Below are 25,659 nucleotides of genomic sequence, written 5' to 3' on the forward strand. Positions count from 1 at the left end.
CTTTGCGATGAGCTGATGGAAAAGAAGCCCGGTTCCGTCGTCCCCTATATCGACCCCGTCCACGACGAAGACGAGTGCAGGATCATCAGCCTTCAGGCGAGTCCCGGCAAGGGGACGGAGTCCGGATTCGTCTCCCACAACAACGACGACGAAGCGGCCCGCCGAGCCACCCAGATCTACGAGCTCGCTGAACTGGATCCGCGCTACGTCATGCCGTGGAACGCCTACCCGTGGGTCCGCGAGAGTGGCAGCCCATCGGCCCTGAGTGTCCAGGAAAAGACCGACGGCCTGCGTCCTTTCCGGCAGTTCCTCAAAATCAATTCCCGCGTTTCGGCGATCATCGCGCACGGCACGGACGCCTCCACGTTCCTGACCCTGTTCGAGAAGACCTACCATTCATCGCTGAAGAACGCCGGCATCAAAATCTACAAGGCCTCTGCCCTCGGCGGCAGGGCCTTTGCTGTTTCCGAAGCCAAGCAGGAAGAACTGCTGGCCAAGAGCGTGGACACCTACCGTGATGCCATGCAGCGGGCAGGCATCCAGCACCTTTAGCGGACGGTTTCCCAGCTTTCTTCCAGCCGCGCAGGCGCATACTCGTAGGTACCCTGACCGGCGAGAGAACCAGGCTGACCTTGATGTCCCACCCCGACCGTTCCCATGAGGCAGGACCTCCAGCGGAGGCTGCAGCCATCCGCATGGCCGTGCTCCCCCAGCTTCGGCACTGGATTGCCGTGCCCGTCATCGCAGCAGTCCTGATTGTGGCAGGCGGACTGGCGCTGAGGTTCAGCCCGGCATTGACGTCAGCGGACATGTCCGTGGACGCCGAGCTGAGCCATGACCACACCGCACCCCTGACCGGCATGGCGATGTTCATCAATGTGGTGTTCAGCCCGGCTGGCGGGGTGCTGATGATCGCAGCCCTGTGCCTCTATCTGCTGCTGGTCCGCCGCAGCCCCGTTAACGCCGTCGCCACGGGCCTGGTTGCGGCCGGCGCCTGGGTGAGCAGCGAATTGTTCAAGGTGCTGGTGGCCCGGCACCGCCCGGACTCGACAGCCCTGTACAACCCGCTCATCCCGGAGCCGGGAACGGACAGCTTCCCCAGCGGGCATGTGGCGCTGGCTTCCGCGCTGGCCATTGCCGTCTTCCTGCTGGCCCGCGGCACCAGGTGGCAGCGGCCGGCTGCCGTCCTCGGAATCGCCGTGGCGGTCCTCGTGGCCTTCTCCCGTGTTTACCTCGGCGTGCACTACCCCACCGACGTCACGGCATCCTTCCTTACCGCAGCTACCGGTGCCGCGTTCCTGACCGGCCTGTGGAACCGCTTTGGGCTGTCACTGCTGGCCCGGGTCCCGTTCCTGGCAAAGCTCGGCCCCGTCCCGGCCCCGCAAGGCTGACCAGCAGCCATGACGGGCTTCATCGACGGCCTCCTGAACGTCAGCCCGCTTGTGGCATATATTGCCGTCTTCTGCCTGGTCTTTGCCGAGGACGCATTGTTTGTGGGCTTCGTGGTTCCAGGTGAGACAGCGGCCGTCCTGGGTGGAGTAGTGGCCAGCCGCGGTGAAGTGCAGCTGGGCGCGATGATGGCCCTGGTGGTCGCTGCCGCCATCATCGGCGACAGCGTGGGCTACGAAGTGGGCAAACATCTGGGCACGCGCATCATGAAGGCAAGAATGCTGCGCCGCCATGCCGGGAGGTTGGAGAACGCGCAGGACTTCCTCCGCCGCAAGGGCGGTTCGGCAGTCTTCCTGGGCCGCTTCACCGCCTTTTTCCGGGCCGTCATGCCCGCCCTCGCGGGCACGTCCCGGATGCCCTATGGCCGGTTCCTTGCCTACAACGCGGTGGGCGGCATGGTGTGGGGCATCGGCTTCGTCCTGCTGGGTTTCCTCGCGGGCAACTCCTACGAAGCCGTTGCCCAGGCAGCGGGCCGGGATCTCGCCGTCGTCATAGCGATCGTGGCGGTGGCAGGGCTCATCGTCTGGCACGTCCGGTCACGACGGCGGCGCGACCGGCGGCGTGCGGCCAGCCGGCGGCAGGACTAGGGAGAGCTTGACAGCAACTGTGACCAGTGCCATATTTAAGGCGTGAACCTGTCAGACAGCCGGACAGCAGGACAGCCTGCATTCCGCCCCTTGCCCGGCTGAGCGCTGCCGAGGCGGTGTTCAACGCCATCCGTGAGGACATCGAGTCCGGCGCGCTTCCGGTGGGAAGCAAGCTCAGCTCGGAGGCAACCCTCTCGCAGCAGTACGGAGTCAGCCGATCGGTAATCCGGGAAGCCCTCCGCTCCTGCACCGCGCTGGGCCTCACGGTCACCAGGACCGGCAAGGGCACGTTCGTCATTGCCAGCAAGGTGGCCAACGACCTCATGCTGGGGCAATACTCGGCGCGGGACCTGACAGAAGCGCGTCCGCACATCGAGGTCCCGGCTGCAGGCCTGGCAGCGGAACGCCGCACTCCGGAGGAGCTCGACGTCCTCCGCGGGATCGTTGCCGCCATGGCCACGGAAGCCGATCCGGAATCCTGGGTGGCCCTGGACTCCAGCTTCCACGCCGCGATCGCACGCGCCAGCGGCAACAAAGTGTTTGCCAGCGTCGTGGCTGACATCCGCGACGCTCTGGCGCACCAGTCCGAGACCCTGAACATGGTGGCAGACCGCCAGCATGCCTCCGATATTGAGCACCAGCAGATCCTCGCTGCCATCGAGGCCGGCTCGGCGGAAAACGCCCGCGCCGCCATGGCCCACCACCTGGAAGCCGTGGGCGTGGCCCTGGACTCCATCCTTAACAACTAGCCGTATCCAACCAAACCTTCCTAGGACTCCATGCCATCCCCCGTGTTTTCTGCTGCCCACACCGCTGCCCCGGCCCAGCTGGCCCTGCCGCAGCACGTCCCGCTGGTGGCCGCCACCCGTGACGGCCTGGTGGAAAGTGTCCACTACGGCTCAGCGATCGCCCTTGCGGCTGACGGTTCAGTGGCGGCAGCCGCTGGGGATCCCCAGACTCCCTTCTACCCCCGCTCTGCGCTCAAGCCCCTCCAGGCAGTCGCCCTGGTCCGCGCCGGCCTTGAACTCCCCGCAGACCTCCTGGCATTGGCCGCCGCAAGCCATTCGGGTGCCGCAGTCCACCGGGACGGCGCCCTGCGCATCCTGGAACTGCACGGGCTCGCCCCCACCGACCTGGAAAACAGCACCGACCTTCCCTACGGCACCACCGAGCGTGAGGACTGGCTGCGGAACGGCGGAAACGCCACCCGGATCACCCAGAACTGCTCCGGGAAACACGCCGCCATGGCCGCCACCTGCGCCATCAACGGCTGGTCCGTGCAGGGCTATCTGGATCCCGCCCACCCGCTGCAGCAACTCGTTGCGCAGACCGTCACCGACCTGACCGGCGAGGAGCCGGCCGCGGCGAGCACCGATGGCTGCGGGACCCCGTTGTTTGCCCTGAGCCTGCGCGGCATGGCCCGCGCCTTTGGCCGGATCGCCCAAGCGGCCGCGCACAATGACGCCTTGGATTCGGGAAGTGCGGAGGCCGCCGTCGGGCTGGCCATGCAGCAGCACCCGCACATGGTGGCCGGGGAAGGCCGCGACGTCACCGAACTGATGCGCCTGCTGCCCGGCGCCGTGGCCAAGGACGGTTTTGAGGGCGTGCAGCTGGTGGGCCTGGCCGACGGCAGCGCCGTGGCTGTAAAGATTTCCGACGGCGGCGACCGCGCCCGGATGCCCGCCACCGTCCGCCTGCTGGATGCGCTGGGCGTGGACATCGAACCGCTCACCGGTATCGCCACCGCACCCGTGCTGGGCGGCGGCCACCAGGTGGGCCGGCTGTTGGCCACCGATTTTCTTGCCCCTGTTTCCGCATAACCACCGTCCGAACCCGACAACGACGCCCCGTAAGGACCCCATGACCATCACCCAAACCACCGCAGACGTCCGGTCCGAGCACGACCTGCTCGGCGACCGCGACGTACCGGCCCACGCCTACTGGGGCGTGCACACGCTCCGCGCGGTAGAGAACTTCCCGATCACCGGCCAGAAGCTGTCCTCCAACATGCACCTGGTCCGCGGGCTTGCCGCCGTGAAACTGGCCGCCGCCCGCACCAACCGCGAGCTTGGCCTGCTGGACGCCGAACGCGCCGACGCCATCGAACAGGCATGCCAGGACGTCCTGGCCGGACGGCTTGCCGACCAGTTCGTGGTGGACGTGGTGCAGGGCGGTGCCGGGACGTCGTCGAACATGAACGCCAATGAGGTCATCGCCAACCGGGCGCTGGAAATCCTTGGCCACCCCAAGGGTGACTACGCGCGGCTGCACCCGAACGACCACGTCAACCTCAGCCAGTCCACCAATGACGTGTACCCCACGGCCGTGAAGCTGGGCACCATCTTCGCCGCGAGGGAGCTGCTGGCTGCACTCGAAGAACTCGAGGATGCCTGCGCTGCCAAGGCCATGGAATTCCGCACCGTGGTCAAGATGGGCCGCACCCAGCTGCAGGACGCCGTCCCCATGACCCTGGGCCAGGAGTTCGGCAGCTACGCCGTCACCATCGGCGAGGACCGGCTGCGCCTGGCGGAGGCAGAGCTGCTGATCCACGAGATCAACCTCGGGGCCACCGCCATCGGCACCGGCCTGAATGCCCCGGCCGGTTACGCCGCAACGGCCTGCCGGCACCTTGCGGAGGTCACCGGACTGCCGCTGGTGACCGCCGTCGACCTCATTGAAGCCACACAGGACGTGGGCGCTTTTGTGCACCTGTCCGGCGTGCTGAAGCGTGTGGCGGTCAAGCTGTCCAAGATCTGCAACGACCTCCGCCTGCTCTCCTCAGGCCCCCGCGCCGGCTTCGGCGAGATCAATCTGCCGGCCGTCCAGTCCGGATCGTCCATCATGCCCGGCAAGATCAACCCCGTCATCCCGGAAGTGGTCTCCCAGGTGGCCTACGAGGTGATCGGCAACGATGTCACCATCACCATGGCCGCCGAGGCCGGGCAGCTGCAGCTCAACGCCTTCGAACCCATCATCGTCCACAGCCTCCACAAGAGCATCTCCCACCTGGAAGCAGCATGCCGCACCCTTACGGCCCGCTGCATCCGTGGCATCACCGCCAACACCGAACACCTGCGCCGCACCGTGGAGCAGTCAATCGGCCTGGTCACCGCATTGAATCCCCACCTCGGCTACGCCACCGCCACCGCCATCGCGCAGGAGGCGCTTGCCACCGGCAAGGGCGTGGCTGAACTGGTCCTGGAACACGGGCTCCTCACCGACGCCCAGCTCCAGGAACTCCTGAGCCCCGAACGCCTGGCAAACCTCAGCAAGTAGTCCCCACCTGCTCCGAAGGACACACCAATGACAAATACTCCCCTTCCCGACCACCTGATTGATGGTGGTCACGCGCATGCGTCCGAGACCTCCCTGCACGCGGAGGACAAGGGTTACCACAAGAACCTCAAGCCCCGGCAGATCCAGATGATCGCGATCGGCGGCGCGATCGGCACCGGCCTGTTCCTGGGCGCCGGCGGCCGGCTCAACGCCGCGGGCCCGTCCCTGGTCATCGCCTACGCGGTCTGCGGGTTCTTCGCGTTCCTGATCCTGCGCGCCCTGGGCGAACTGGTCCTGCACCGGCCCTCCTCCGGCTCGTTCGTCTCCTACGCCCGCGAATTCTTCGGCGAAAAAGCCGCGTTCGTCTCCGGCTGGTTCTACTGGATCAACTGGGCCACCACCACCATCGTGGACATCACCGCCGCCGCCCTCTACATGCACTTCTTCGGCAACTACATCCCCTGGATGGCCGACGTCCCCCAGTGGGCCTGGGCACTGACCGCCCTCATCGTCGTCCTGGCCCTGAACCTGGTCTCGGTCAAGGTCTTCGGCGAAATGGAATTCTGGTTCGCCCTGATCAAGGTCGCCGCCCTGGTCGCGTTCCTCATCATCGGCACCTACTTCGTCATCTTCGGCACCCCCGTGGACGGCCAACAGGTCGGCATCAGCCTCCTGTCCGACAACGGCGGGATCTTCCCCAACGGCCTGCTGCCCATGATCATCCTCATGCAGGGCGTCCTGTTCGCCTACGCCTCCATCGAACTCGTCGGCACCGCCGCCGGCGAAACCGAAAACCCCGAAAAAATCATGCCCAAGGCCATCAACTCCGTGGTCTTCCGCATCGCCGTGTTCTACGTCGGCTCCGTGATCCTCCTGGCCCTGCTGCTGCCCTTCACCTCCTACCAAAAAGGCGTCAGCCCCTTCGTGACCTTCTTCGGCTCCATCGGCGTCCAGGGCGTAGACGTCATCATGAACCTCGTCGTCCTCACCGCCGCCCTGTCCTCCCTGAACGCCGGACTCTACTCCACCGGCCGGATCCTGCGCTCCATGTCCGTCAACGGCTCCGCCCCCGCTTCGCCTCCCGCATGAACAAAGCAGGCGTCCCCTACGGCGGCATCGCCATCACCGCCACCGTCTCCCTCCTCGGCGTCCCCCTGAACTACCTCGTCCCCGCCGAAGCCTTCGAAATCGTCCTGAACATCGCCTCCGTCGGCATCATCATGACCTGGGCCACCATCGTCCTGTGCCAAATCCAACTCAAACGCTGGGCCGACAAAGGCTGGGTCACCCGCCCCTCCTTCCGCATGTTCGGCGCCCCCTACACCGGCTACCTCTCCCTGCTCTTCCTCATCGGCGTCCTCATCATGGTCTTCATCGACTCACCCCTGACCATGCTCGTCACCGCCATCGCCTCCATCCTCATGGTCGCCGGCTGGTACGCCTGCCGCACCCGCATCCGCCAAATCGCCGAAACCCGCGACGGCTACACCGGCATGTCGCCGGTGGTTGCCAATGCCCCGGCGGAGACCTTCAAAAAGTAGCTGCCCTGAACGACGGCGGCACCCAGGTCCTGGAAATCCAGGAGCCGGGTGCCGCCGTCGGGCGTTTAATGCAGTGGCTCTTCTACTTTGACGGTTTGACCACCATGGCCGATCCGCCGCCGCGCCTGACCGGCTCGGCTGCCGCTAGTGTCCGGCCGTCCTCCAGGAATTCGATGGCGGTGGCCGCCCCGATCTCCGAGGCGGAGGAGAACGAGTCGCCCGATGGGGTCAGGGTGTGCCCGAAGCGCGACGTCAGTGCTGCGCCGTACTTGTCGATGAACGCCGGCTCAGCAGTGACGGCCTTGGTGTTCCGCTGTGAAGCACGGGGAGCGGCGATGGCGTCCGGGATGCTCATGCCCAGGTCGATGCGGTTGACCAGCGTCTGCAGCACCGTGGTGATGATGGTGGAGCCGCCCGGGGAGCCCAGGGCCAGGAACGGCTTGCCGTCCTCCAGCAGGATGGTGGGCGACATGGACGACCGCGGCCGCTTGCCCGGCTCGATCCGGTTGGGGTCGGCAGGGTCATAGACCGTGGAGAAGTCGGTCAGCTCGTTGTTGAGCAGGAACCCGCGGCCGGGAACCACCATGCCGGAGCCGCCGGTCTGTTCGATGGTCAGCGTGTACTCGACGACGTTGCCCCACTTGTCCGAGACGGTCATGTTGGTGGTGGAGATGTTTTCCGTATCCTTCTCATCCGCGAGCGCAGCCGGTTTGACCGGGCAGGTGCCGTCGTAGGAGGTGACATCGCCTGCGGTCTTCAAGGGCTTAATAGCCGCGTGCATGGGATCAAGCTCGCAGGCACGCTCCTTGCCGAAGATGGGATCGGTCAGCGCCTTGGTGGGCACCTTCACGAACGCGGGGTCCCCCACGTACTTGGCACGGTCCGCGAAAGCCAGGGCGCTGGCCTCCAGGTAGTGGTGCAGCACGGCGGGCTGGTCAGCCTTGAGGGACGGGACGTTGAACACGTCCAGGATGTTCAGCGACTCACCCACGGTGGTGCCGCCACTGCTGGAGGGTGCCATGCCGTAGACGTCATAGCCACGGTAGTTCACGTGGGTGGGGTCCTGGTCCAGGGCCTTGTAGTGCTCCAGGTCCTCCTCGGTCATGGAGCCTTTGGGCACAGGAAGCTTGGTGTCCGGAGACTTGGGCGGGTTCTGTACGGTCTTGGCGATCTCCTTGGCCAACGCTCCGTCGTAGAACGCGTCCATGCCCTTGTCTGCCAGCAGCCGGTAGGTGTCGGCGAGGTCAGGGTTCTTGAAGACCGAGCCCACCTCCGGAAGCTTCCCGTTATGCAGGTACAGGTCCTTGGTTGAGGTGAAGGCTTCGAACCGTTTCTGGTTGTCCGCCGTCTGGCTCCGGAACGTCTCGTCCACCACGAACCCGCGGTCCGCCACCTCGATGGCGGGTTCCAGCGCCTTCTTCAGGCTGAACTTTCCCCAGCGCTCCAGCGCGCGCTCCCAGGTGGCCGGCGTCCCCGGAACACCCACCGAGACGCCACTGGTGACAAGCTCGGGAGTGAACGGGTAGGGCTTGCCGGTGGCCGGATCGATGAACGCATCATGGGTAATCCCCGCCGGAGCCGTCTCGCGGCCGTCAATGGTGCTGACCTTTCCGGACTTCGCGTCGTAGTAAACGAAATAACCGCCGCCGCCAATGCCGGCGCTGTAGGGTTCGGTGACGCCAAGGGTGGCCGCAGCAGCCACGGCGGCGTCCACAGCGTTGCCTCCGTGACGGAGGACGTCAATGGCCGCCGCTGAAGCTTCCGGGTCCACGGTGCTGACGGCACCGCCGTAACCGGTGGCGGTGGGATTCTTGTCCGTGTGCCGTTCATCGGCGCCGTGTTGGTTGGTGGCAAAAGCAGGACTGATGGCCCCGGTGGTAACGCTCATAGCCAGCGCTGCAGTAACAGCTGCGAGCCGGCCTCCATAATGTGGCATGGTGGCTCCTAATTGGGGATTTGAGTGATGTGGGCCACGCTACTCTTCGGGTAGGACACACTCAACGGCTCCGGAAAGGGAGAGTGCAGCATGGCAGGATCCAAGCTCGCAGTGGTGGGCGCCGGGAGCGTCGGGACGTCGCTGGCGTACGCCGCGCTGATCCGCGGCTCCGCCAGCAGTATCGCCTTGTACGACGTCAACACGCCCAAGGCGGAGGCGGAAGCACTGGATCTTGCCCACGGCAGCCAGTTCGCCGCGGCGTCGGCCACCGTCACCGGCGGCGGGGATATCGCCGTCACGGAAGGCGCCGACGTCGTGGTCATCACGGCCGGTGCCAAGCAGAACCCAGGCCAGAGCCGCCTTGACCTGGCGGGGACCAACGTCCGGATCCTCGAGCAGCTGATGCCGCCTCTGCTGGAACGTGCGCCGGATGCTGTCTATGTCCTGGTGACCAACCCCTGCGACGTCCTGACGGTGGCTGCCCAGCGCATCTCCGGGCTGCCACCGGAACGGATTTTCTCCTCCGGCACGGTGCTGGATACGTCCCGGCTGCGGTGGCTCCTGGCCCTGGAGGCCGGGGTTTCCGTTACCAGCGTCCACGCCAGCATGGTGGGAGAGCACGGGGACACGGAGTTCCCGTTGTGGTCCGGCGCCACGATCGGTCCGGTCCCCATCAGGGACTGGACGGTGGGCGGGGAGCGGATCTTCACGCCCGAATACCTCGCCGGCACCGCCCGTGAAGTGGTGCAGGCGGCCTACAAGGTCATCGCCGGCAAGGGGGCCACGAACTACGCCATCGGCCTGTCCGGTGCCCGCATTGTGGAGGCGCTGCTCCGGGACGACAACGCTGTCCTTCCGGTTTCCACTGTGCTGTCGGGGCTGTACGGGATTTCCGGCGTGGCGCTGTCCCTCCCCAGCGTGGTGGGAAGGGGCGGGGTGCACCGTGTCCTGGAAACGCCCATGGACGACGTCGAGCTGGCCGCCCTGCACCATTCCGCGGACACGCTGCGGAACACAATGGACATGCTGGGGGTTTGAGCAGGGGCACGGCATGCAACGCCACCGCAACCCCGCCCGGTGCCTGCTTCACATATGCTCACCTGAGATGTCCACGCTGGCTCGACCACGGCTGGCTCAATGACGAACCAACAGGAGTAACGCATGACCAACTGGCGGATCAGGGATTTCCACTCGGCGGACCTGGACGGCATCCTGCACCTGTGGGAGACGCTCAAGGCCCACAACGTCGAACCCGTATACGCCCTGTCCGAGGTCCTGGCGTCGTGCGAAAAAGACCATGCGGTGGTTGCGGTGCAGGGCGAGCAGGTGGTGGGCGCCGCTGTGGGACGGGCCGCGCATGACCAGGGCTGGATCGTGTTCCTGGCCACCCTTCCCGAGTACCGCGGCAGGGGCATCGGCACCTCGCTGCTCGCCGCCGTCGAAAACCGGATGGCCCCGCACGGCCTGAACAAGCTCTCCGCCCTGATGCCTGAGTCCGAAACCCGCGTGGAGGCCTTCCTGGGCCGCGGCTTCGCACTCAAGAAAAACCTGCGCTACTTCGAGCGGACCATTCCCGTCCAGCGCCAGGAGCTCGGCGCCCTGGGCCAGCTGGGCGGCCGCGTCCTGGCCCGCGACCTTTGGGAAAACGTTGCCGGCATGCGCAGGGAAAAGGAACTGCTGGAACGGCGCCTGGTGCTGCCGCTCGCCGAGGCGGACCTGGCCGATGAATTCGGCGTGGTGCCGCCGCGCGCCGTCGTCCTTTTCGGGCCTCCCGGCACCGGCAAGACCACCTTTGCCAAGGCCATCGCCTCCCGGCTGGAGTGGCCGTTCGTGGAGGTCTTCCCGTCCCGCCTGGCCGGCGACCCGCAGGGCCTGGCCGGCGCGCTGCGCGAGACCTTCCTGGAAATCGCGGAACTGGAGCACGCGGTGGTGTTCATCGACGAGGTGGAGGAGATCGCCTCCCAGCGCGCCGGTGATCCGCCGTCACCGCTGCAGGGGGTGACCAACGAGCTGCTGAAGATCATTCCCGCATTCCGGGAACAGCCCGGCAGGCTCCTGGTCTGCGCCACCAACTTCATCCGCGCCCTCGACTCGGCCTTCCTGCGCCACGGGCGGTTCGACTATGTCATCCCCATCGGGCTGCCGGACCGGCAGGCCCGGGAGGCGATGTGGCAGCGTTTCATCCCGGCGGCCGTGGTGGACGCCGTGGACGTGGAACTCCTGGTGGAACGTACCGAGGGCTTCTCCCCGGCCGACATCGAGTACGCGGCCCGCAGCGCCTCCCAGCGGGCGCTGGAAAAAGCCGTGTACGACGACGGCGGGCTGGCCTCCGGGGGCGACGTTTCCGTCCGCGCCGCCGTCAGGAAAGGTCCCTCCACCCAGGACTACCTCGACGCCATTGGTGATACCCGCACCACCGTGAGCGCGGAGGTGCAGGCGGACTTCCTGGAGGACATCGAAGCGCTGGGACGGGTCTAGTCCCCGGCTGCTCCGCAGGACGCCTGCAGGGCACCGCATACAGGGACCTTTGCCCCTTTGCCCGGTTCCGGGCGGACGCCAGAGTAGTGGTCATGGCAAGAATCCTGATCCCGTACGGAACTTCGGAAGGGCAAACGGCCCGCATCGCCGACTACATCTCTGATGTCCTGCAGGCCCACGGGCACCAGGCCGACACGTTGGACCTCAAGCACGCAGACCACGGCCTGCCTGACGGCTATGACGGCGTCATAGTGGGTGCCTCCATCCATGCCGGGAAGCACGAGGGCTACGTGGCCGATTTTGTCCGCCGGAACCGGTCCGGCCTGGAGCGCCTGCCGGCCGCCCTGTTCTCGGTCAGCCTCTCGGCGCACGCGGAGCCGGAAGAGGCGGAAAAGTACGTTGCGGAGTTCGAGGACAGCACCGGCTGGCATCCTGACAAGGTGGCGATGTTCGGCGGCGCCCTCCTCTACACCCAGTACGGATTCCTCAAGCGCATGATGATGAAGAAGATCGTCAGCGGCCAGGGCAGCCCGGATACGGACACCGGCCGCGACTACATCTACACGGAATGGGACGGGGTGCGGCGGTTCGCGGAGGAGTTCCTGGTCTACTTGGAGCGGGAGCCCGGGCCGGAATCGTAGCGGAGGTTCTCGTAGTCGGTGTCATCGGCCTCATCCAGCTGCGCGTCGAATTCCTCCAGCAGCCACGGATTGGCCCGAGCCAAAATCTTGCGGACCTCCTCCACCTCCACGGCTGCGTAAAGCACCGGCCTGGCGTCCCGGTACTTTGTCACCGGGGGCTTGTCCGGCCACTTCTCCGCCAGCGCCTGGACGCGTTCGGGCAGGGAGTTGTGCGCATTGTCGGCGATCTTGACCAGGGCGGCGTCATGGTCCCCGGCGATCTCACGGATGCCGGACTGGTAATCGTCGGGGTCGCTGTGCAGGCGGTTGGTGACGCGCTCGATGATGTCCACGGAGCGCTCGGGAACCCCCATGTCCAGCAGGGCCTGCCGTGTCATCGGTGTGTCCTCGGCGATGTCGTGGAGGTAACCCGCGATCCGGATCTCGTCGTCGAAGTCCGCCAGGGCATCCCCGACGGCAAGGACATGGTCCCGGTAGGGCCGCTTCAGCTTGTCCTTCTGCCGGTTGTGGGCAACCTCTGCGAGGACTTTGGCGGTCTCCACCGTGAACCTTGGCGTCCGGGCCTGGGCCGGAATGTGCTCGTCTGACATCTACCAAGCTTAGCCAGCGGCCGGGCGGTCCATCCCGGGCCACACCCAGGGTTCGCGGGGCAACCGTGCCGGGTCCAGGGCCTGCAGTGCGTGGCCCAGCGTTCCGGCGGGTAATCCCAGGGACTCCAGCAGCAGGTTCCGCACGTCGTGGGCACCCACCCCGGCCTGGGCGAGGTCCGCCAGCGTGACCGCTCCATCGCGCTTTGCCAGCCGCAGGCCGTCGCGATTCACCACCAAGGGAACATGCACATATTCCGGGACGGGAATATGCAGGAGCGAGGCGAGATAAGCCTGCCGGGGCGTTGAGGGGAGCAGGTCGTCGCCGCGGACCACCTGGTCTATGCCCTGCGCGGCATCATCCACCACGACGGCAAGGTTGTAGGCGGTTACCCCGTCATTCCTGCGAAGCACGAAGTCGTCCACAGCCCCGGTGAACTCGCCGTGGAGGACGTCCTGGACCGTGTATTCCCGCACATCCGCCCGCAGGCGGATGGCGGCCGGCCGCGTGGACCGCTTGTAGTCCAGTTCCGCCCGGTCCAGGTTGCGGCATGTGCCGGGATAGGCACCCTGCGGAGCATGCGGGGCGGACGGCGCCTCCTGGATCTCGCGGCGGGTGCAGAAGCACTCGTACGTCAGGCCGGACTCTTCAAGCCGTGTGATCGCCGCGGCGTAGAGGGGCCCGCGGTCGGTTTGCCGGACCACATCGCCGTCCCAGGTGATGCCCACTGCCGCCAGATCGCGCAGCTGCACGGCCTCCGCTCCTGCGCGGGCGCGGTCCAGGTCCTCCACCCGCAGCAGGAAGCGGCGTCCGGTGGAGCGGGCGAAAAGCCAGGCGAGGATTGCGGTCCGCAGGTTTCCCACGTGCAGCTCACCGGACGGGCTGGGGGCGAAGCGGCCGGCGGAGGTCATGGATTAACCCTAAACGGAAGCACACAAGAGCCCCTCAGCTACCGATGACTCCGGGAGGCGGGCGTCGGTAGCTCAGGGGCTCTTGCCGTGTTTGCAGAATGAGCGTGGTGTGAACAAGCGTCAATCAGCGGCGGCTTCCTTGCGGGAAGCGGTGTCCAGGTGCCGGGTGGTGTGCCGGGGAAACTGTAGCCTGCGCGGACCAGCGGTAGCTTTTGTCCTTGTTGCCACTATTCCAGCAGAGAACATACAGTTGGGACAATTGGCCCAACTTGAGTTGATCAGTTTGATCAATCCCTGAGGCCAGCAGCAACAGGAAGTGGTCAGATTGCAGGAACTGGACGCCACCGACCGGCGCATCCTGAATGCCCTGGACCAGGATCCGCGTGTCCCCATCATGGTGCTTGCCCAGCGGCTGGGCCTCGCGCGCGGAACCGTCCAGAGCCGGCTGGAGCGGATGACGGCATCCGGCGCCCTCCGCCCCAACAGCAGCCGGGTGCTTCCGGCGGCCCTGGGACGGGGCGTGGCCGCCGCGGTCAGCGCAGAGCTGGACCAGAGCCACCTGAACGAGGCCATCGCTGCCCTGCGTGAAATTCCCGAAGTCCTGGAGTGCCATGCGCCGGCCGGCGATACCGACCTCTTGATCCGCGTGGTGGCCAAGAGCCCCGACGACCTCTACCGGGTGTCGGAGGAGATCCGGCTCTGCCCGGGCATCGTCCGCACGTCCACCAGCATGTTCCTCCGCGAAGTCATCCCGTACCGGACCACCGGGCTCCTGGGGGACCAGGCCGAGTAGGCGGGGACCACAGGGGCACCACTCCCCATCGCCGCACGGAGGATGCCCCGTTAGGCTGGCACGGAAGAGCCAACAGCGGGGGAGCCAACAGGGGGCAGCATGGCGGGAAACTTTTACGGCGGCGATGTGGAGCAGCTGCGGCAACTCGCCAAGGACCTGGCTGCCGGCGCCAACCGGCTCAACGTCCTGGGGCAGCAGCTCAGCAGCAGCATTGGTTCCGGCCTGTGGAAAGGGCGCGACGGCGACAGGTTCCGCAGCGAGTGGACGTCATCGCACGCCAGGCTGCTGAGGTCGGCAACGGCAGGGCTGGAGTCGGCCGCCAGGACACTCCTTGCCAACGCGGACGAACAGGAGAAGGCCAGCACTGGTGGACCGGGAGGACCCGGGTCGGGCGGATCCGGGAGCGGAACCGCCCAGGACCTGACAGACAGACTGAATGCCATGACCCCGGCCGAGCGGCGCGCCTACCTGCTGAGCGACGGGTTCCGCCAGTGGGCCCAGGCGAACCCGGAGGCAGCCAAAACCGCCATGGACGCCGCGGCGGACTCCGGCCTGATCAGCAAGAACTCCAAGGGCTACCAGGACTTCCTCAATTCCTACTGGAACCGGCAGGCGATGCTGGACATGGGCATTGATCCAGCCGACTGGGACACGTCAAAAGGTACGGAATACAACTGGGAGACCATCACCAAGGTCTACGACTTTTACGGCCAGGCCTACCTTGCCAACCCGGACCTGCAGTGGGCAGGCATGGCCAATATGATTGGCCCGTCCTTCGCCGGCGGATTCCGGGACATGGCCATGCTGCGGGATTTGGCTCAACAAATCACCGACAATCCAGCCTCGGACATCCCCCTTCCCGTCCTGGACCAGCTGGAACAGCTCGCAGGGATGACGGATGCGGAAATCCGCTTTTATGAAACCAGCATGCTGGACATGAACAAGGAAATCTTCCTGGACCAGGCGCGCCAGCACCAGGCGTATCTGAACGGCGGCATCGATGAGATCAACCGCCTTCGCGACTCCGGCGCCATCGACCAGGCCACGGCCAACGCGTGGGCGCAGATCGATTCGGGAGATCCCGACCAGGTCCGTGAAGGAAACACGGCCCTCCTGTACCGCGAGCAGAACGAAATTATCGCGGACGACTACGACAACATGCGCGGCCACCCTGGAGGGGAAGCCGTGACCTATATGGTGACGCTCGCCGGGGAACCCTCCATCCCGGGCGCCAAAAGCTACCCCGAGGTGTTTCCCTACAGCTTCAGCGTGGAAAGCCCCGGGCCCGAGAACATCCCCTTCACCAGCTGGGACAATCCCGCCCAGTTCCGCACCGACTTCACCACGGGCTTCCCCGACGGCAACATCGCCAACGCGGACCAGCGCTGGAACCTCATCCGGCAGGACACCCTCCCCGCTTACCAACATCTTCTGGCCACGGACCCGGACCGGGCGGCGCAGATCATCGGCTCCGACTTTGACGGCCGGGTGGACCAGTACCGTCCCACCAACAACATTCCCGGCATCATGGACCGGTTCCTTGACGGGTTCGACGCGGAGGTCCACCAGTGATTGCGCCCCGCCGACGCGCCGCACCCGGCGAACGGACCGCCGTCGTCATTGCCCTCGTTTCACTCCTTGTCCTGGCCGGCTGCAAAGCGCCAACTCCGGCCGATCCGACCACCGCCACTTCATCTTCTGCAGGGAGCCCCGTGAAAACCTCCGCTTTCTCCACCCTTGACGCCGCCGGCGTGGAAAGTATCCGCACCACCGGGACGGCCCGCCTGGATATGAGCTCGGGACGCCTGGAAAAGGACGCCGTCCGCGTCACCAAGGACAGTTACGGCCCCGAGATCAATACCCGGGGTTCGGGCAAGATCAGCCTCAGCATCCTGGCGCCCAACGGCGAAATAACCGCCGAAACGGACCGGATCCGTTTCAACACCACGGACCGGCGGACGGACTTCAGCGAGGTCACCTACTTCCTCACCGCCAGCTCACCTGACGAGTACTTTGAGTTGATCAGGGACGGCGTGCAGCGCTACGGGATAGCAGCGGAGCCGGCTGAAGAATGGATCAGCAGCACCCAGGCGGATCCTGCTTCCAAGAGCGATTTCTCCATCACGCCGGGAACAGGCACCGGACTGACGGTGAACTACGATCTCCGCTACGACGGCAGCAAGGACACGCAGGTGATCATCGTCCACATTCTGCCTGCCGACTGACTTGCGGACCGCGGGGACCTAGACGGGCGGGCCCGCGTTGGACTTGAGGTTCTTCATGACCAGCGTTGACGTCAGCCGTTCAACGCCGGGCAGCGATGTGAGCTCGGTGTCGTAGAAGCGCTGGTACGCCGGCAGGTCCTCCGCTATGACCTTCAGCAGATAGTCCGGGGAACCAAACAGCCGCTGTGCCTCCACAATGTTCGGGTTGTCCGCCACCCGGTTCTCGAAAATCTCCATGGTGGGGCGGTCCACCTGGCGGAGCGTGACGAAAACGATCGCCTCGAATCCCAGGCCCACCGCCGCGGGGTCGATGTCTGCCTTGTACCCGCGGATCACCCCGGACCGCTCCAGGTCGCGCAGCCGCCGGTGGCAGGGAGCCACCGTCAGGCCCACCTTCGCTGCCAGCGCGGTGGCGGTCATGCGCCCGTCCTCCTGGAGGTACCGCAAGATATTCCTGTCAATCTTGTCTATCACGCAATAAACATACTGCTGTCACCGCGGGGCGGGCGAAAACAGGACAGCACTTATGGCTGGATTCTCCCTATGGTTGCTCCTGAGAGCCCTTCGACAGGAGAAACCCGATGAACCCGCAGTTGTTCCTTGCCTTCCTGGTGGTTGCTGCAGCCCTGGCCTGCACGCCGGGGGTGGACTGGGCCTACACCATCGCGGCGGGCCTGCGGCAGCGCAGTTTCGTCCCCGCGGTTGCCGGGCTCTGCGGCGGATACGTCCTTCACACCGTCCTGCTGGTGGCCGGGCTGGCCGCCGTGCTGGCAGGCATGCCCGGGGTCCTGGGCTGGATTACCCTGGCCGGCGCGGGCTACCTGCTGTGGCTGGGGGTGGGAACCCTCCGGTCCTGGCGCGGCGCGAGCTTCAGCGCGGACGCGCCCGGCGCCGCCGGAATACAGGCCGCCGGAACACAGCTGCGCACCTTCCTGCAGGGGATGGGCACCAGCGGGATCAACCCCAAGGGCCTGCTCTTTTATGTGGCCCTCATACCGCAGTTCGTCAGCTCCGAGGCCTCCCTGCCCGTGCCGGTGCAGTCCGGGCTGCTGGGCATGACGTTCGTGGCACTGGCGGGCCTGGTTTACACGGTGGTGGCCCTGCTCTCGCGCTCCCTGCTGCAAAGCAGGCCCGGCGCCGCCCGGGCAGTAACGCTTGCCAGCGGCATCATCATGGTGGCACTGGGGGCCGTGCTGCTCGGCGAGCAGCTGGTGCCGTTCCTGGCCGGCCGCCCCCAGTAGCCGGTCCGGGTTCCTACTCTCCGCCGAGTTCCTTCCAGTCCTGCTCCCAGATCCGCCGCATCTCCTCATCCTTGCGGATGGGCGGCGGCGCCTCGAGTTCGCGCTGCGGTTCCGGGTCCCCGCGCCGGCGTCCCCAGTCGCGGGGATTCAGCGACCGCCGGCCCGATTCCAGCACGAGCAATGCCCGGTCCGTCAGCGCGTCGTTGCGGAGCACAAGGTGTGTCTTGCGGCGGCGCAAAACTTCGGCGATGGCCTGGTGCGCAGCCTCCAGCCGGCCTTCACGCCGCAGGGCACGGGCGCGGACCAGCAGCAGGGCAGCGGAGAGATCGTCCGCGTTCAGCAGCCCCTCCGTCCAGTCAATGACCGTGCGGCTTCGTCCCAGGGTGAGGGCCAGCGAGCAGCGCGCCAGGGCCATGGGAAGCGATGGCGGCAGCCCGCCCAGTGCGTCGAGCGCCGCTTCGGTGCGGCCCGTCTCGCGCAGCGCATGGGACAGGGCGAGGAACACCGATTCCTCGCTGAACAGCACGGGGATCTCCACCCGCTCGGCCAGTTCGATCCGGGTGACGATACGGGTGAGGTAGGTCGATGAGTAACGGTTGGCTTCGTCGTCATTGCGGGTGGCGAGCCCCCGTTGCAGGAGTTCCGACGCCCGCGGGTAGCCGCCGTGCTTGTACGCCAGGAGCCCGCCCATGAGGTAGCAGAGCCCCGCCCACCCGGGGTAGGCGCGCGCCAGGGTGATCAGGCGCTCCGGTTCGTGGCTGGTGAAGACGGCTTCATGAACCGCCTTGGCAGGCTTGGGCAGCAGCCGCTTGAGCCGCGGCACCTCGCCGTCGATGGAGAGCAGGGCAGGGTTGCGGCCGCCGAGGACGCCGGTCAGCAGGCCGCCCACTCCCCCGGCAAGGTCGTGGACAGGGGTGCGCAGCTGGGCCTGCCCGAACGGTGTGAGGTCGCGGTGGTCCCAGTAGATCGGTGCGGTCTCCCCGGCGCTCATCTTTCCATGCTAACCGGGAGGGATCTCCGGCTTCCCCGCCATGAACCATTCAGTAAAGGAGCGGGCACGGCCGGATCCATCAAACCTGATCACCCACAGATTGTCGTACGTGGGCCTGCCGCCCGAGTAGGTGGTGAGGCCCTGGACAAAGGCGGTGTCGCCGTCGCACCCCAGCAGTTCCCAGCTGAACGTCCAGTCGGCCGGCTCGTCACGTGCCGCCAGCCAGCCCTGGACGATCCCGTCCTGGCCGCGCCAGGGTTCGGGATCATGGGGACGCGTCTCGTAGAGCGCGTCCGGGGCAAACAGGTTGCGGATGTCATCGGCGCCGTTGCTGGTCCAGGCAGCCTGGTATTTTTCCATCCAGGCGTGGACATGGTCCCGGGCTGAAGCTGGCTGGGTCATACCTTGGTTGTACCCGGGCAGGGTCCGGGGCGCAATGGACTCAGCCGTTGGCGGCGGCGATCCACACACCAATGACCCAGGTGCTGGCGGCAAGGCAGGCCAGCCCGAACTCCGCGAGCATCCCCAGCCCGGTGGCCTTCAGCGCGGCCCAGCTGGACTTCGCCGCCGTCGAAAAATTCCGAGTCCGGAGGAACTCGCTGGCCAGCAGCCCGGCCGCGAAACCAACGAAGAGGCCCACCACAGGGATGATGAACATCCCCACCACGCCCGCCACGAGGGCCACCACAATGCTGCGGCTGGGAATGGCATGCTGCTTGAGCTTCCTGCCGGTGAGGACGGCACCCGCCGTCATCCCCGCGGCGACAAAGATCATGGCCACCGCAAACACGACCCACCCCGCAGACCCGGCGCCGCCCCAGATGGCCCACGCCAGCAGGCTCACGCCAATGAGGACGCTGCCTGGCAGGACGGGAATGATGGTGCCGGCCACCCCCACCAGGATCGCCAGGCCGCACAGGATGGTCACCACGGTTTCGGAGCTCATGGACTTCAGTCTAGGGCCGGCCCTTAACGCCCGACGGCGGTGCCTCCTTCGGGGAAGGAGGCACCGCCGTCGTGGTTTCTGCCGGAAAGGGGATTTACTCCGCTTCCACCGCCGCGGCGACGGCCGCGGTGACCGCCGGTGCCACGCGGGGATCCAGCGGGCTGGGGACGATGTAGTCGGCCGAGAGGTCCTCGGCGGCGAGCCCGGCGATGGCGCGCGCCGCTGCGAGCTTCATGGCCGGGGTGATGCGGCGGGCGCCGGCGTCGAGGGCACCGCGGAAGATGCCGGGGAACGCCAGGACGTTGTTGATCTGGTTGGGGAAGTCGCTGCGGCCGGTGGCCACCACGGCGGCGTACTTTACGGCCACCTCGGGCAGGACTTCGGGATCCGGGTTGGACAGGGCGAACACGATGGCGTCCTGGTTCATCGATGCCAGGTGCGCCTCGTCCAGCTTCGAGGAGGAGACGCCGATGAAGACGTCGGCACCGGCCAGCGCTTCAGCAGGTCCGCCGGTGATGCCGCGGGGGTTGCTGCGGCCGGCGATGTCGGCCTTCTTGCTGTCGGGGCTGGCAGCGAGGTCGGCGCGGCCGCTGTTGATGACTCCGCGGGAGTCGAGCAGGACGACGTCGGTGATCCCGGCTGCGAGCAGGATCTCGGCGACGGCGATCCCCGCCGCGCCGGCGCCGGACACCACCACCTTCAGGCCCTCGAGGCCGCGGCCGGTCACCTTGGCGGCGTTGGTCAGCGCTGCCAGGGCCACGACGGCGGTTCCGTGCTGGTCGTCGTGCATGACCGGGCAGTCAAGGGCTTCGATCAGCTTTTCCTCGAGCTCGAAGCAGCGCGGGGCGGAGATGTCCTCAAGGTTCACGGCGCCGAAGCTGGGGCGCAGGCGGACCAGGGTTTCCACGATCTCGTCCACGTCCGTGGTGTTGAGGACCAGGGGGATGGAATCAAGGTCGCCGAAGGTCTTGAAGAGGGCGGACTTGCCTTCCATGACCGGCAGCGAGGCGCTGGCCCCGATGTTGCCCAGGCCCAGGACGGCAGTGCCGTCGCTGACCACGACCACCAGGCGCTCGGCCCAGGTCAGGGTGCGGGCCAGTTCGGGCTTGGCGTGGATGGCCCGGCTCACCTCGGCCACTCCGGGGGTGTAGGCGATGGACAGGTCCCGCTTGTTGGACAGCGGAACAGTGCTGGTGACGGAGAGCTTGCCGCCCTGGTGGGCCGTGAAGATTTCGTCTTCGGTCAAGGCCGTGGCTGCTGAATCGTCGGTGGCTGTGATTGCGTCAATGGACACGTCGTTGTCTCCTGGTGCTGGCCGTGGGCACACGGCACATCGGGAACCGGGCCCTCCCGGGCCCAGGCGTGGAAGGTAGTGCGACAGGAAACCCAAGGGTGGCGGGTCCGCGGGAACGCCGGGGATGTTTCCGCCCTGCCGCTCCTGTGCCCCAATGGTAGGCAGGCCCGAAAGGGCTGCCGGGTCCTGCTTGACACAGCTTTAGCCTGACAAAACGTTTATGCAGGACGATTTGTGATCCAGATCACGGCATTATGGCGTATTTAATTGCCTTTTGGTCTAGACCAGTTACGCCGACCGGGACACTGTGAAGCCCGCCTCGGCCCCGGGGGACAGCCGACCGCACGCCTTTTTCAGGTCCTCCTCGGCTTCGAAGAGGGACAGTCGCCGGTTCCGGACGGACTGGACCAGACCAGTGACGGTCAGGAGGAGGACCCTGGCTCCCACGGCGTCGCCGCAGGCACCCGCAACGAGCTTTTCGCTGAGTGCATCAATCTCGCGCAGGAGTGCGGTGGTGTCCTTGTCCGGGTGGTACACGCCCCGGCTGAGGCATTGCTCCACCGCGGGCTGCATGACGCGCATGTGGAAGATTTCCATCAGCAGGCCGGACAGCGCCCGGCCCCGGAAGCGCGGCGACGAGCCCCGGGAACCGGCCTGCAGCTCGTCCAGCTGCTGCCGGTACAGCGCCAGCATCAGGTGGGTGGGGGACGGAAAGTAACGGTAGAGGGTTCCCAGTGGCACGTCCGCTTTTTCTGCGACTTCGGAGAGTTCCACGGCGTCAAGACCCGTGCGGGCGAACCCTGCGGCGGTGTCCAGGATCCGCGTGTAGCGGAGGCGCTGGCGTGGAGCGGAAGGCCGGGCGGCCATGGGCGGATGGTCTGAAAAAGTCTCGGGCATCAGCATTCCGGGGTTGTGTCGTAGGGACTGCGGCCAGGAGCGCCCCCACTTCCGTACCGCCCTGCAGCCCGGTTCAACTATACGGCACAGGCGTGTGCCCTAATTAGTCAGCGGCCTTAGTTTCGGGCACCGGCAGGTCAGTCGACGCCCTTGATTTTCACCACGAAAACGGCACCCAGCAGCCCGATGGCAGCCGCCGTGAGGAACAGCGTCCGGTAGCCACCCCAGTAGGCCACGGCCAGCAGCGCCAGTCCCGGGGCAACCACCTGCGGCAGCGAGTTGGCCACGTTGATGATCCCCATGTCCTTGCCGCGGCTGACGGCGAACGGCAGGACCTGGGTCAGCAGCGCAAAGTCCACGGCCAGGTAGGCGCCGAAACCGACGCCCAGGACGGCGGCGCCGGCGAGCGCGCCGGGCCAGACGGGAAAGAAGGCCATGATGGCTCCGGCCATGGCGATTGTGGCCGAGGAGGCGATGACGAACGGTTTCCGCCTGCCCACCCGGTCACTCCAGGGACCGGCCACCACCGCGGTGGCCATGACCATCACCGCGTAGATACCCGTCAGGACCAGAACCCCCGCGGCAGGATCCTCATGGCCTATGACGTCACGCAGGAAGAAGAGCAGGTAGACGATGGTCAGCTGGTTTCCCACGTTGACCAGGAAGCGCGTGAGCCAGGCCCAGGCGAAATCCGGGTGGCGCCGGGGACTGATCCAGAAACCCTTGAGGAAAACCCTGGGCCGGAAAGCCTCCAGCCCGGACTTGGGCAGGGCGGGATCATTCCGGTGGAACAGGTACGGCAGCACGGACACCAGCAGGGCGCCCGCACACAGCCAGTAGCCCACCATGAAGTTGCCGGAGACCACTGCCCCGAAAACCGCGCCAGTGAGGATGCCAAGGGTCTGCCCCATGGCCGCGAGTCCGCCCACTCCCCCGCGCTGGATGACGGGAACCCGGTCCGGGACGGCGGCGGTAATGGCCGCGTACGCGGCATTTGCACCCAGCTGCACCAGGCACCAGAAAAGCACCATCAGGGCCACCGCGGCAGAGAAGGACATGGCCAGCAGCGCCGCCGTGGCCAGGACTGCCCCGGCCAGCACCCACGGGGCCCGCCGGCCGAACCGGGACGTGGTCCGGTCCGAGAGGGCACCGAAGAGGGGTTGGCCACCAGCGAAACCCCCGCACCGCAGGCCGTCACCAGCGAGAGGATGGCTTCCTTGGAAGGCGCATCAATGCTGATGGCCTGCTGGCCGATGAACACGTTGATGGGACCGAAGAACGCCGCGTTGATGCCCACGTTCACCAGCACCAGGCCGGTGACCCAACGGGCGGTGACCTTCTGCACCGGCTCGGCGAGCGCCGCCGTCGCGGTTTTGCCTGCGGCATCATCCGGCGGCGCGGGCGTGTTGAACGGACTCATTGGCGTGCTCCCCCTGGTGCGGCCGGCTGGCGGTGGAATCAGACTATCGTGGGCGGTACCGGGCCACCGGGCACGCGGCGGTCAACGCCGCCCGGGGGATCACGTTGCCGGGTAACAAATTGCCGAGTATCGAGGAGAACCAGATGAGCGCACCCACCCCGACCGAAGGCACAGCGGTCAATACCGCCGACCTCTACGATGAGCGCGGCGACGAGCTGGCGTCCGTCTCCCTGCAGTTCCAGTCCCTGGGTGGCCGCTCGCACTTCAGCGGCCCGGTCCGCACCATTCGCTGCTTCCAGGACAACGCCCTGGTGAAGTCCACGCTGGGGTCACCGGGGAACGGGGCGGTCCTGGTGGTGGACGGCGGCGGATCGCTGGGCACGGCCCTGATGGGGGACATGATCGCCGAAAGCGCCGTGGCAAACGGCTGGGCCGGCGTCGTCATCAACGGCGCCATCCGTGACCGGCTGGCGATCGCGGACCTGGACCTTGGCGTCAAGGCCCTGGGCAGCAACCCCAGGAAGAGCCAGAAGGCGGGGGCCGGCGAGGTTGACGTGGATGTGGTGATCGACGGCGTGACCTTCCGCCCCGGAGCCATCGTCTGGTGCGATCCGGACGGCATCCTCGTGGAGCGCCAGCAGGAAGCCCGGCAGGGCGGGGAATAAAAACAACGAGTAAGATAGTTACTGAAAGCAACTATCGCTGCTTATATCCTTTCCTTCCCCTTGGAGCACCCATGTCCAAAACCACTGCCGCGCCCGGCCCCGGAGAAACCCTGACGCAACGCCAGATCGTCACCGTGATGGTGGGCCTGATGCTGGGCATGTTCCTGGCATCCCTTGACCAGACCATCGTCTCCACTTCCATCTACACCATTGCCAATGACCTGGACGGGCTCTCCCTGCAGGCGTGGGCCACCACCGCGTACCTGATCACCTCCACGGTCAGCACCCCGCTGTACGGCAAATTGAGTGACATCTTCGGACGCCGCCCGCTGTACCTGACCGCGATCCTCATCTTCCTGGTGGGCTCGCTTTACGCCGGCTCGGTCCACTCGATGACCGAACTCGCAGTTGCCCGCGGCATCCAGGGCCTTGGCGCCGGCGGCCTGCTGGCCCTGGCGCTGACCATCATCGGCGACATCGTCTCGCTCAAGGACCGCGCCAAGTTCCAGGGCTACTTCATGTCCGTGTTCGGCATCTCCTCGGTCCTGGGCCCGGTGGTGGGTGGGGCATTCGCCGGCTCGGCGAACATCCTCGGTTTTGACGGCTGGCGCTGGGTCTTCTTCATCAACATTCCCATTGGCCTTGCCGCGCTGACGGTGGTGTTCCTGTTCCTGCACCTGCCCGCCAAGCACCTGAAACAGAAAATCGACTACTGGGGCGCCGCCGCCATCACCGTGGCCATCGTTCCGCTCCTCCTGGTGGCTGAGCAGGGCCGCACGTGGGGCTGGACCTCCGTGAACTCTTTCCTCTGCTACGGCCTGGGTGTGGTGGGCATTGCCTGGTTCCTGCTGGCGGAGAAGCGCGCCGGCGACTACGCCCTCATCCCGCTCCGGCTCTTCCACAACATCACGTTCGGACTGTCCTCGCTGCTGAACTTCATCATCGGCATCGGCATGTTCGGCGCAATCGCCATGCTTCCGATGTACCTCCAGCTGGTCAAGGGCCTCACCCCCACCGAGGCCGGCCTGATGATGATCACCTTCACCGTGGGCATCCTGTTCGGCTCCATCACCGCCGGCCGCACCATCTCGGCCTCCGGCACGTTCCGCATCTTCCCCATCATGGGTACCGGCATCCTGACCGCCGCCGCCCTGGTGATGGGCTTCTCACTGGCAGTGGACACCGAACTCTGGGTCCCCGGACTCATCGCCGTCTTCTTCGGCGTCGGCCTGGGCTTCTGCATGCAGCCGCTCACCCTGGCCATGCAGACCTCGGTACCGCCGCGGGACATGGGCGTGGGAACCTCCTCCGCAGCGTTCTTCCGCTCCATGGGCGGCGCCGTGGGCACCGCCGTCTTCATCTCCATGCTCTTCAGCATGGCGGCAAGCCGCATTGCCGACGGCATGAAGGCCGCCACCACGGACCCCGCCTACCTGGCCGTCCTGAAGGACCCTGCCGTCGCGTCGGACCCTGCCAACGCCAAGCTCTACGAATTCTTCAAGAACGGCGCCTCGAACGACTCCCTGAACGACACCAGCTGGCTGCATACCGCCAACAGCACCCTGACCAGGCCCATCACCGAGGGCTTCGCCACGGCCATCGACACCGTGATGCTGACGGCCGCGGCGCTCACCGGCCTGGCGTTCCTCATCAGCTTCGCCCTTCCGCGGAAGAAGCTGACCGACCAGAAGGCATCCCCGCAGGACAAGGACAGCATGGAGATTCCGGCGCACTAGCCCGCAAGCGCACGGGTGGGACGACGACGGCGGCACAGCCCGCC

Annotated in this window: 23 protein-coding genes and 3 pseudogenes; 16 read left to right on the forward strand and 10 right to left on the reverse strand. The window is 66.5% G+C overall.

The features are described 5' to 3' along the window. The first annotated feature begins 15 nt into the window (after window positions 1-15). The 7 genes and pseudogenes from OUO20_RS16470 (at window position 16) to OUO20_RS16500 (ending at window position 6,853) form a co-directional block, all read left to right on the forward strand. Window positions 16-552, forward strand: coding sequence for a uracil-DNA glycosylase (locus OUO20_RS16470; RefSeq protein ID WP_268002186.1), 537 nt, complete (start codon window positions 16-18; stop codon window positions 550-552). Window positions 553-635: 83 nt separating this feature from the next. Continuing rightward, the gene (locus OUO20_RS16475; RefSeq protein WP_223993053.1) at window positions 636-1,391 is read left to right on the forward strand and encodes a phosphatase PAP2 family protein; all 756 of its coding nucleotides are present in this window, start codon (window positions 636-638) and stop codon (window positions 1,389-1,391) included. A 9-nt stretch (window positions 1,392-1,400) separates the two neighbouring features. Then, a complete protein-coding gene (locus OUO20_RS16480; protein ID WP_144601524.1) occupies window positions 1,401-2,036 on the forward strand; it encodes a DedA family protein in 636 nt (211 codons plus the stop codon). Window positions 2,037-2,078: 42 nt separating this feature from the next. Next, window positions 2,079-2,785: pseudogene (locus OUO20_RS16485) on the forward strand (FadR/GntR family transcriptional regulator). 30 nt (window positions 2,786-2,815) lie between these two features. Next, window positions 2,816-3,856, forward strand: coding sequence for an asparaginase (locus OUO20_RS16490; protein WP_134164920.1), 1,041 nt, complete (start codon window positions 2,816-2,818; stop codon window positions 3,854-3,856). A 40-nt stretch (window positions 3,857-3,896) separates the two neighbouring features. Then, window positions 3,897-5,312, forward strand: coding sequence for an aspartate ammonia-lyase (locus OUO20_RS16495; RefSeq protein WP_056391096.1), 1,416 nt, complete (start codon window positions 3,897-3,899; stop codon window positions 5,310-5,312). A 27-nt stretch (window positions 5,313-5,339) separates the two neighbouring features. Continuing rightward, window positions 5,340-6,853: pseudogene (locus OUO20_RS16500) on the forward strand (amino acid permease). An 82-nt stretch (window positions 6,854-6,935) separates the two neighbouring features. Here the strand turns inward: OUO20_RS16500 and ggt are convergent. Beyond that, on the reverse strand, window positions 6,936-8,789 hold the full coding sequence (gene ggt / locus OUO20_RS16505; RefSeq protein ID WP_268002188.1) for a gamma-glutamyltransferase: 1,854 nt from the start codon (window positions 8,787-8,789) through the stop codon (window positions 6,936-6,938). Window positions 8,790-8,879: 90 nt separating this feature from the next. Between ggt and OUO20_RS16510 the strand changes: the two genes are divergently transcribed. The 3 genes from OUO20_RS16510 to OUO20_RS16520 all read left to right on the forward strand — a co-directional run bounded on the left by OUO20_RS16510 (window position 8,880) and on the right by OUO20_RS16520 (window position 11,908). Continuing rightward, window positions 8,880-9,827: an L-lactate dehydrogenase gene (locus tag OUO20_RS16510; RefSeq protein ID WP_018769713.1), complete on the forward strand. Its 948-nt coding sequence runs from the start codon at window positions 8,880-8,882 to the stop codon at window positions 9,825-9,827. A gap of 123 nt (window positions 9,828-9,950) precedes the next feature. Then, window positions 9,951-11,267, forward strand: coding sequence for an ATP-binding protein (locus tag OUO20_RS16515; protein ID WP_018769714.1), 1,317 nt, complete (start codon window positions 9,951-9,953; stop codon window positions 11,265-11,267). A 92-nt stretch (window positions 11,268-11,359) separates the two neighbouring features. Beyond that, window positions 11,360-11,908 (forward strand): flavodoxin domain-containing protein, encoded by a 549-nt coding sequence (locus OUO20_RS16520; RefSeq protein WP_134164916.1) that lies wholly within the window; start codon window positions 11,360-11,362, stop codon window positions 11,906-11,908. Here the strand turns inward: OUO20_RS16520 and OUO20_RS16525 are convergent. Together OUO20_RS16525 and gluQRS are read right to left on the reverse strand one after the other, a co-directional pair. After that, entirely contained in the window at window positions 11,875-12,498 is a 624-nt protein-coding gene (locus OUO20_RS16525; protein WP_018769716.1) for an HD domain-containing protein, read from the reverse strand. The genes OUO20_RS16520 and OUO20_RS16525 overlap by 34 nt on opposite strands. Window positions 12,499-12,507: 9 nt before the next feature. Beyond that, on the reverse strand, window positions 12,508-13,407 hold the full coding sequence (gene gluQRS / locus OUO20_RS16530) for a tRNA glutamyl-Q(34) synthetase GluQRS (protein ID WP_144601176.1): 900 nt from the start codon (window positions 13,405-13,407) through the stop codon (window positions 12,508-12,510). A gap of 325 nt (window positions 13,408-13,732) precedes the next feature. Between gluQRS and OUO20_RS16535 the strand changes: the two genes are divergently transcribed. From OUO20_RS16535 to OUO20_RS16545, 3 genes are all read left to right on the forward strand, one after another. After that, a complete protein-coding gene (locus OUO20_RS16535) occupies window positions 13,733-14,200 on the forward strand; it encodes an Lrp/AsnC family transcriptional regulator (protein WP_018769718.1) in 468 nt (155 codons plus the stop codon). Window positions 14,201-14,299: 99 nt separating this feature from the next. Further along, window positions 14,300-15,772, forward strand: a complete 1,473-nt coding sequence (locus OUO20_RS16540) for a WXG100 family type VII secretion target (RefSeq protein ID WP_268002189.1) — start codon at window positions 14,300-14,302, stop codon at window positions 15,770-15,772. Window positions 15,773-15,912: 140 nt separating this feature from the next. Then, window positions 15,913-16,425 (forward strand): hypothetical protein, encoded by a 513-nt coding sequence (locus OUO20_RS16545; protein WP_442781092.1) that lies wholly within the window; start codon window positions 15,913-15,915, stop codon window positions 16,423-16,425. Window positions 16,426-16,443: 18 nt separating this feature from the next. Here the strand turns inward: OUO20_RS16545 and OUO20_RS16550 are convergent, their stop codons facing one another. Further along, on the reverse strand, window positions 16,444-16,899 hold the full coding sequence (locus tag OUO20_RS16550) for an Lrp/AsnC family transcriptional regulator (protein WP_268002191.1): 456 nt from the start codon (window positions 16,897-16,899) through the stop codon (window positions 16,444-16,446). Window positions 16,900-17,006: 107 nt separating this feature from the next. Between OUO20_RS16550 and OUO20_RS16555 the strand changes: the two genes are divergently transcribed. Beyond that, the gene (locus OUO20_RS16555) at window positions 17,007-17,666 is read left to right on the forward strand and encodes a LysE family translocator (RefSeq protein ID WP_018769722.1); all 660 of its coding nucleotides are present in this window, start codon (window positions 17,007-17,009) and stop codon (window positions 17,664-17,666) included. A gap of 13 nt (window positions 17,667-17,679) precedes the next feature. On the opposite strand, the gene OUO20_RS16560 is transcribed toward OUO20_RS16555, so the two are convergent. The 6 genes and pseudogenes from OUO20_RS16560 to OUO20_RS16585 all read right to left on the reverse strand — a co-directional run bounded on the left by OUO20_RS16560 (window position 17,680) and on the right by OUO20_RS16585 (window position 23,214). Then, window positions 17,680-18,657: a hypothetical protein gene (locus OUO20_RS16560; RefSeq protein ID WP_268002192.1), complete on the reverse strand. Its 978-nt coding sequence runs from the start codon at window positions 18,655-18,657 to the stop codon at window positions 17,680-17,682. Window positions 18,658-18,666: 9 nt separating this feature from the next. Beyond that, window positions 18,667-19,059 carry a nuclear transport factor 2 family protein gene (locus OUO20_RS16565; RefSeq protein WP_268002193.1) on the reverse strand — a complete coding sequence of 131 codons (393 nt, stop codon included), beginning with the start codon at window positions 19,057-19,059 and terminating at the stop codon, window positions 18,667-18,669. Between the two features lie 40 nt (window positions 19,060-19,099). Beyond that, on the reverse strand, window positions 19,100-19,603 hold the full coding sequence (locus OUO20_RS16570) for a DUF456 domain-containing protein (protein WP_018769725.1): 504 nt from the start codon (window positions 19,601-19,603) through the stop codon (window positions 19,100-19,102). A 94-nt stretch (window positions 19,604-19,697) separates the two neighbouring features. Further along, complete coding sequence (locus OUO20_RS16575; protein ID WP_142070184.1) at window positions 19,698-20,897, reverse strand: NAD(P)-dependent malic enzyme; 1,200 nt, start codon at window positions 20,895-20,897, stop codon at window positions 19,698-19,700. A 288-nt stretch (window positions 20,898-21,185) separates the two neighbouring features. Beyond that, entirely contained in the window at window positions 21,186-21,794 is a 609-nt protein-coding gene (locus OUO20_RS16580) for a TetR/AcrR family transcriptional regulator (protein WP_134164906.1), read from the reverse strand. Between the two features lie 137 nt (window positions 21,795-21,931). Then, window positions 21,932-23,214 (reverse strand): annotated as a pseudogene (locus tag OUO20_RS16585) (MFS transporter). 143 nt (window positions 23,215-23,357) lie between these two features. On the opposite strand from OUO20_RS16585, the gene rraA reads away from it, so the two are divergent. Both rraA and OUO20_RS16595 read left to right on the forward strand, forming a co-directional pair. Beyond that, complete coding sequence (gene rraA / locus OUO20_RS16590) at window positions 23,358-23,879, forward strand: ribonuclease E activity regulator RraA (protein WP_268002194.1); 522 nt, start codon at window positions 23,358-23,360, stop codon at window positions 23,877-23,879. Window positions 23,880-23,950: 71 nt separating this feature from the next. After that, window positions 23,951-25,615 (forward strand): MDR family MFS transporter, encoded by a 1,665-nt coding sequence (locus OUO20_RS16595; protein ID WP_268002195.1) that lies wholly within the window; start codon window positions 23,951-23,953, stop codon window positions 25,613-25,615. Window positions 25,616-25,659: the final 44 nt, after the last annotated feature.

Origin of the sequence: Arthrobacter sp. FX8, assembly GCF_026723805.1 — a bacterium.
GTDB lineage: Bacteria > Actinomycetota > Actinomycetes > Actinomycetales > Micrococcaceae > Arthrobacter.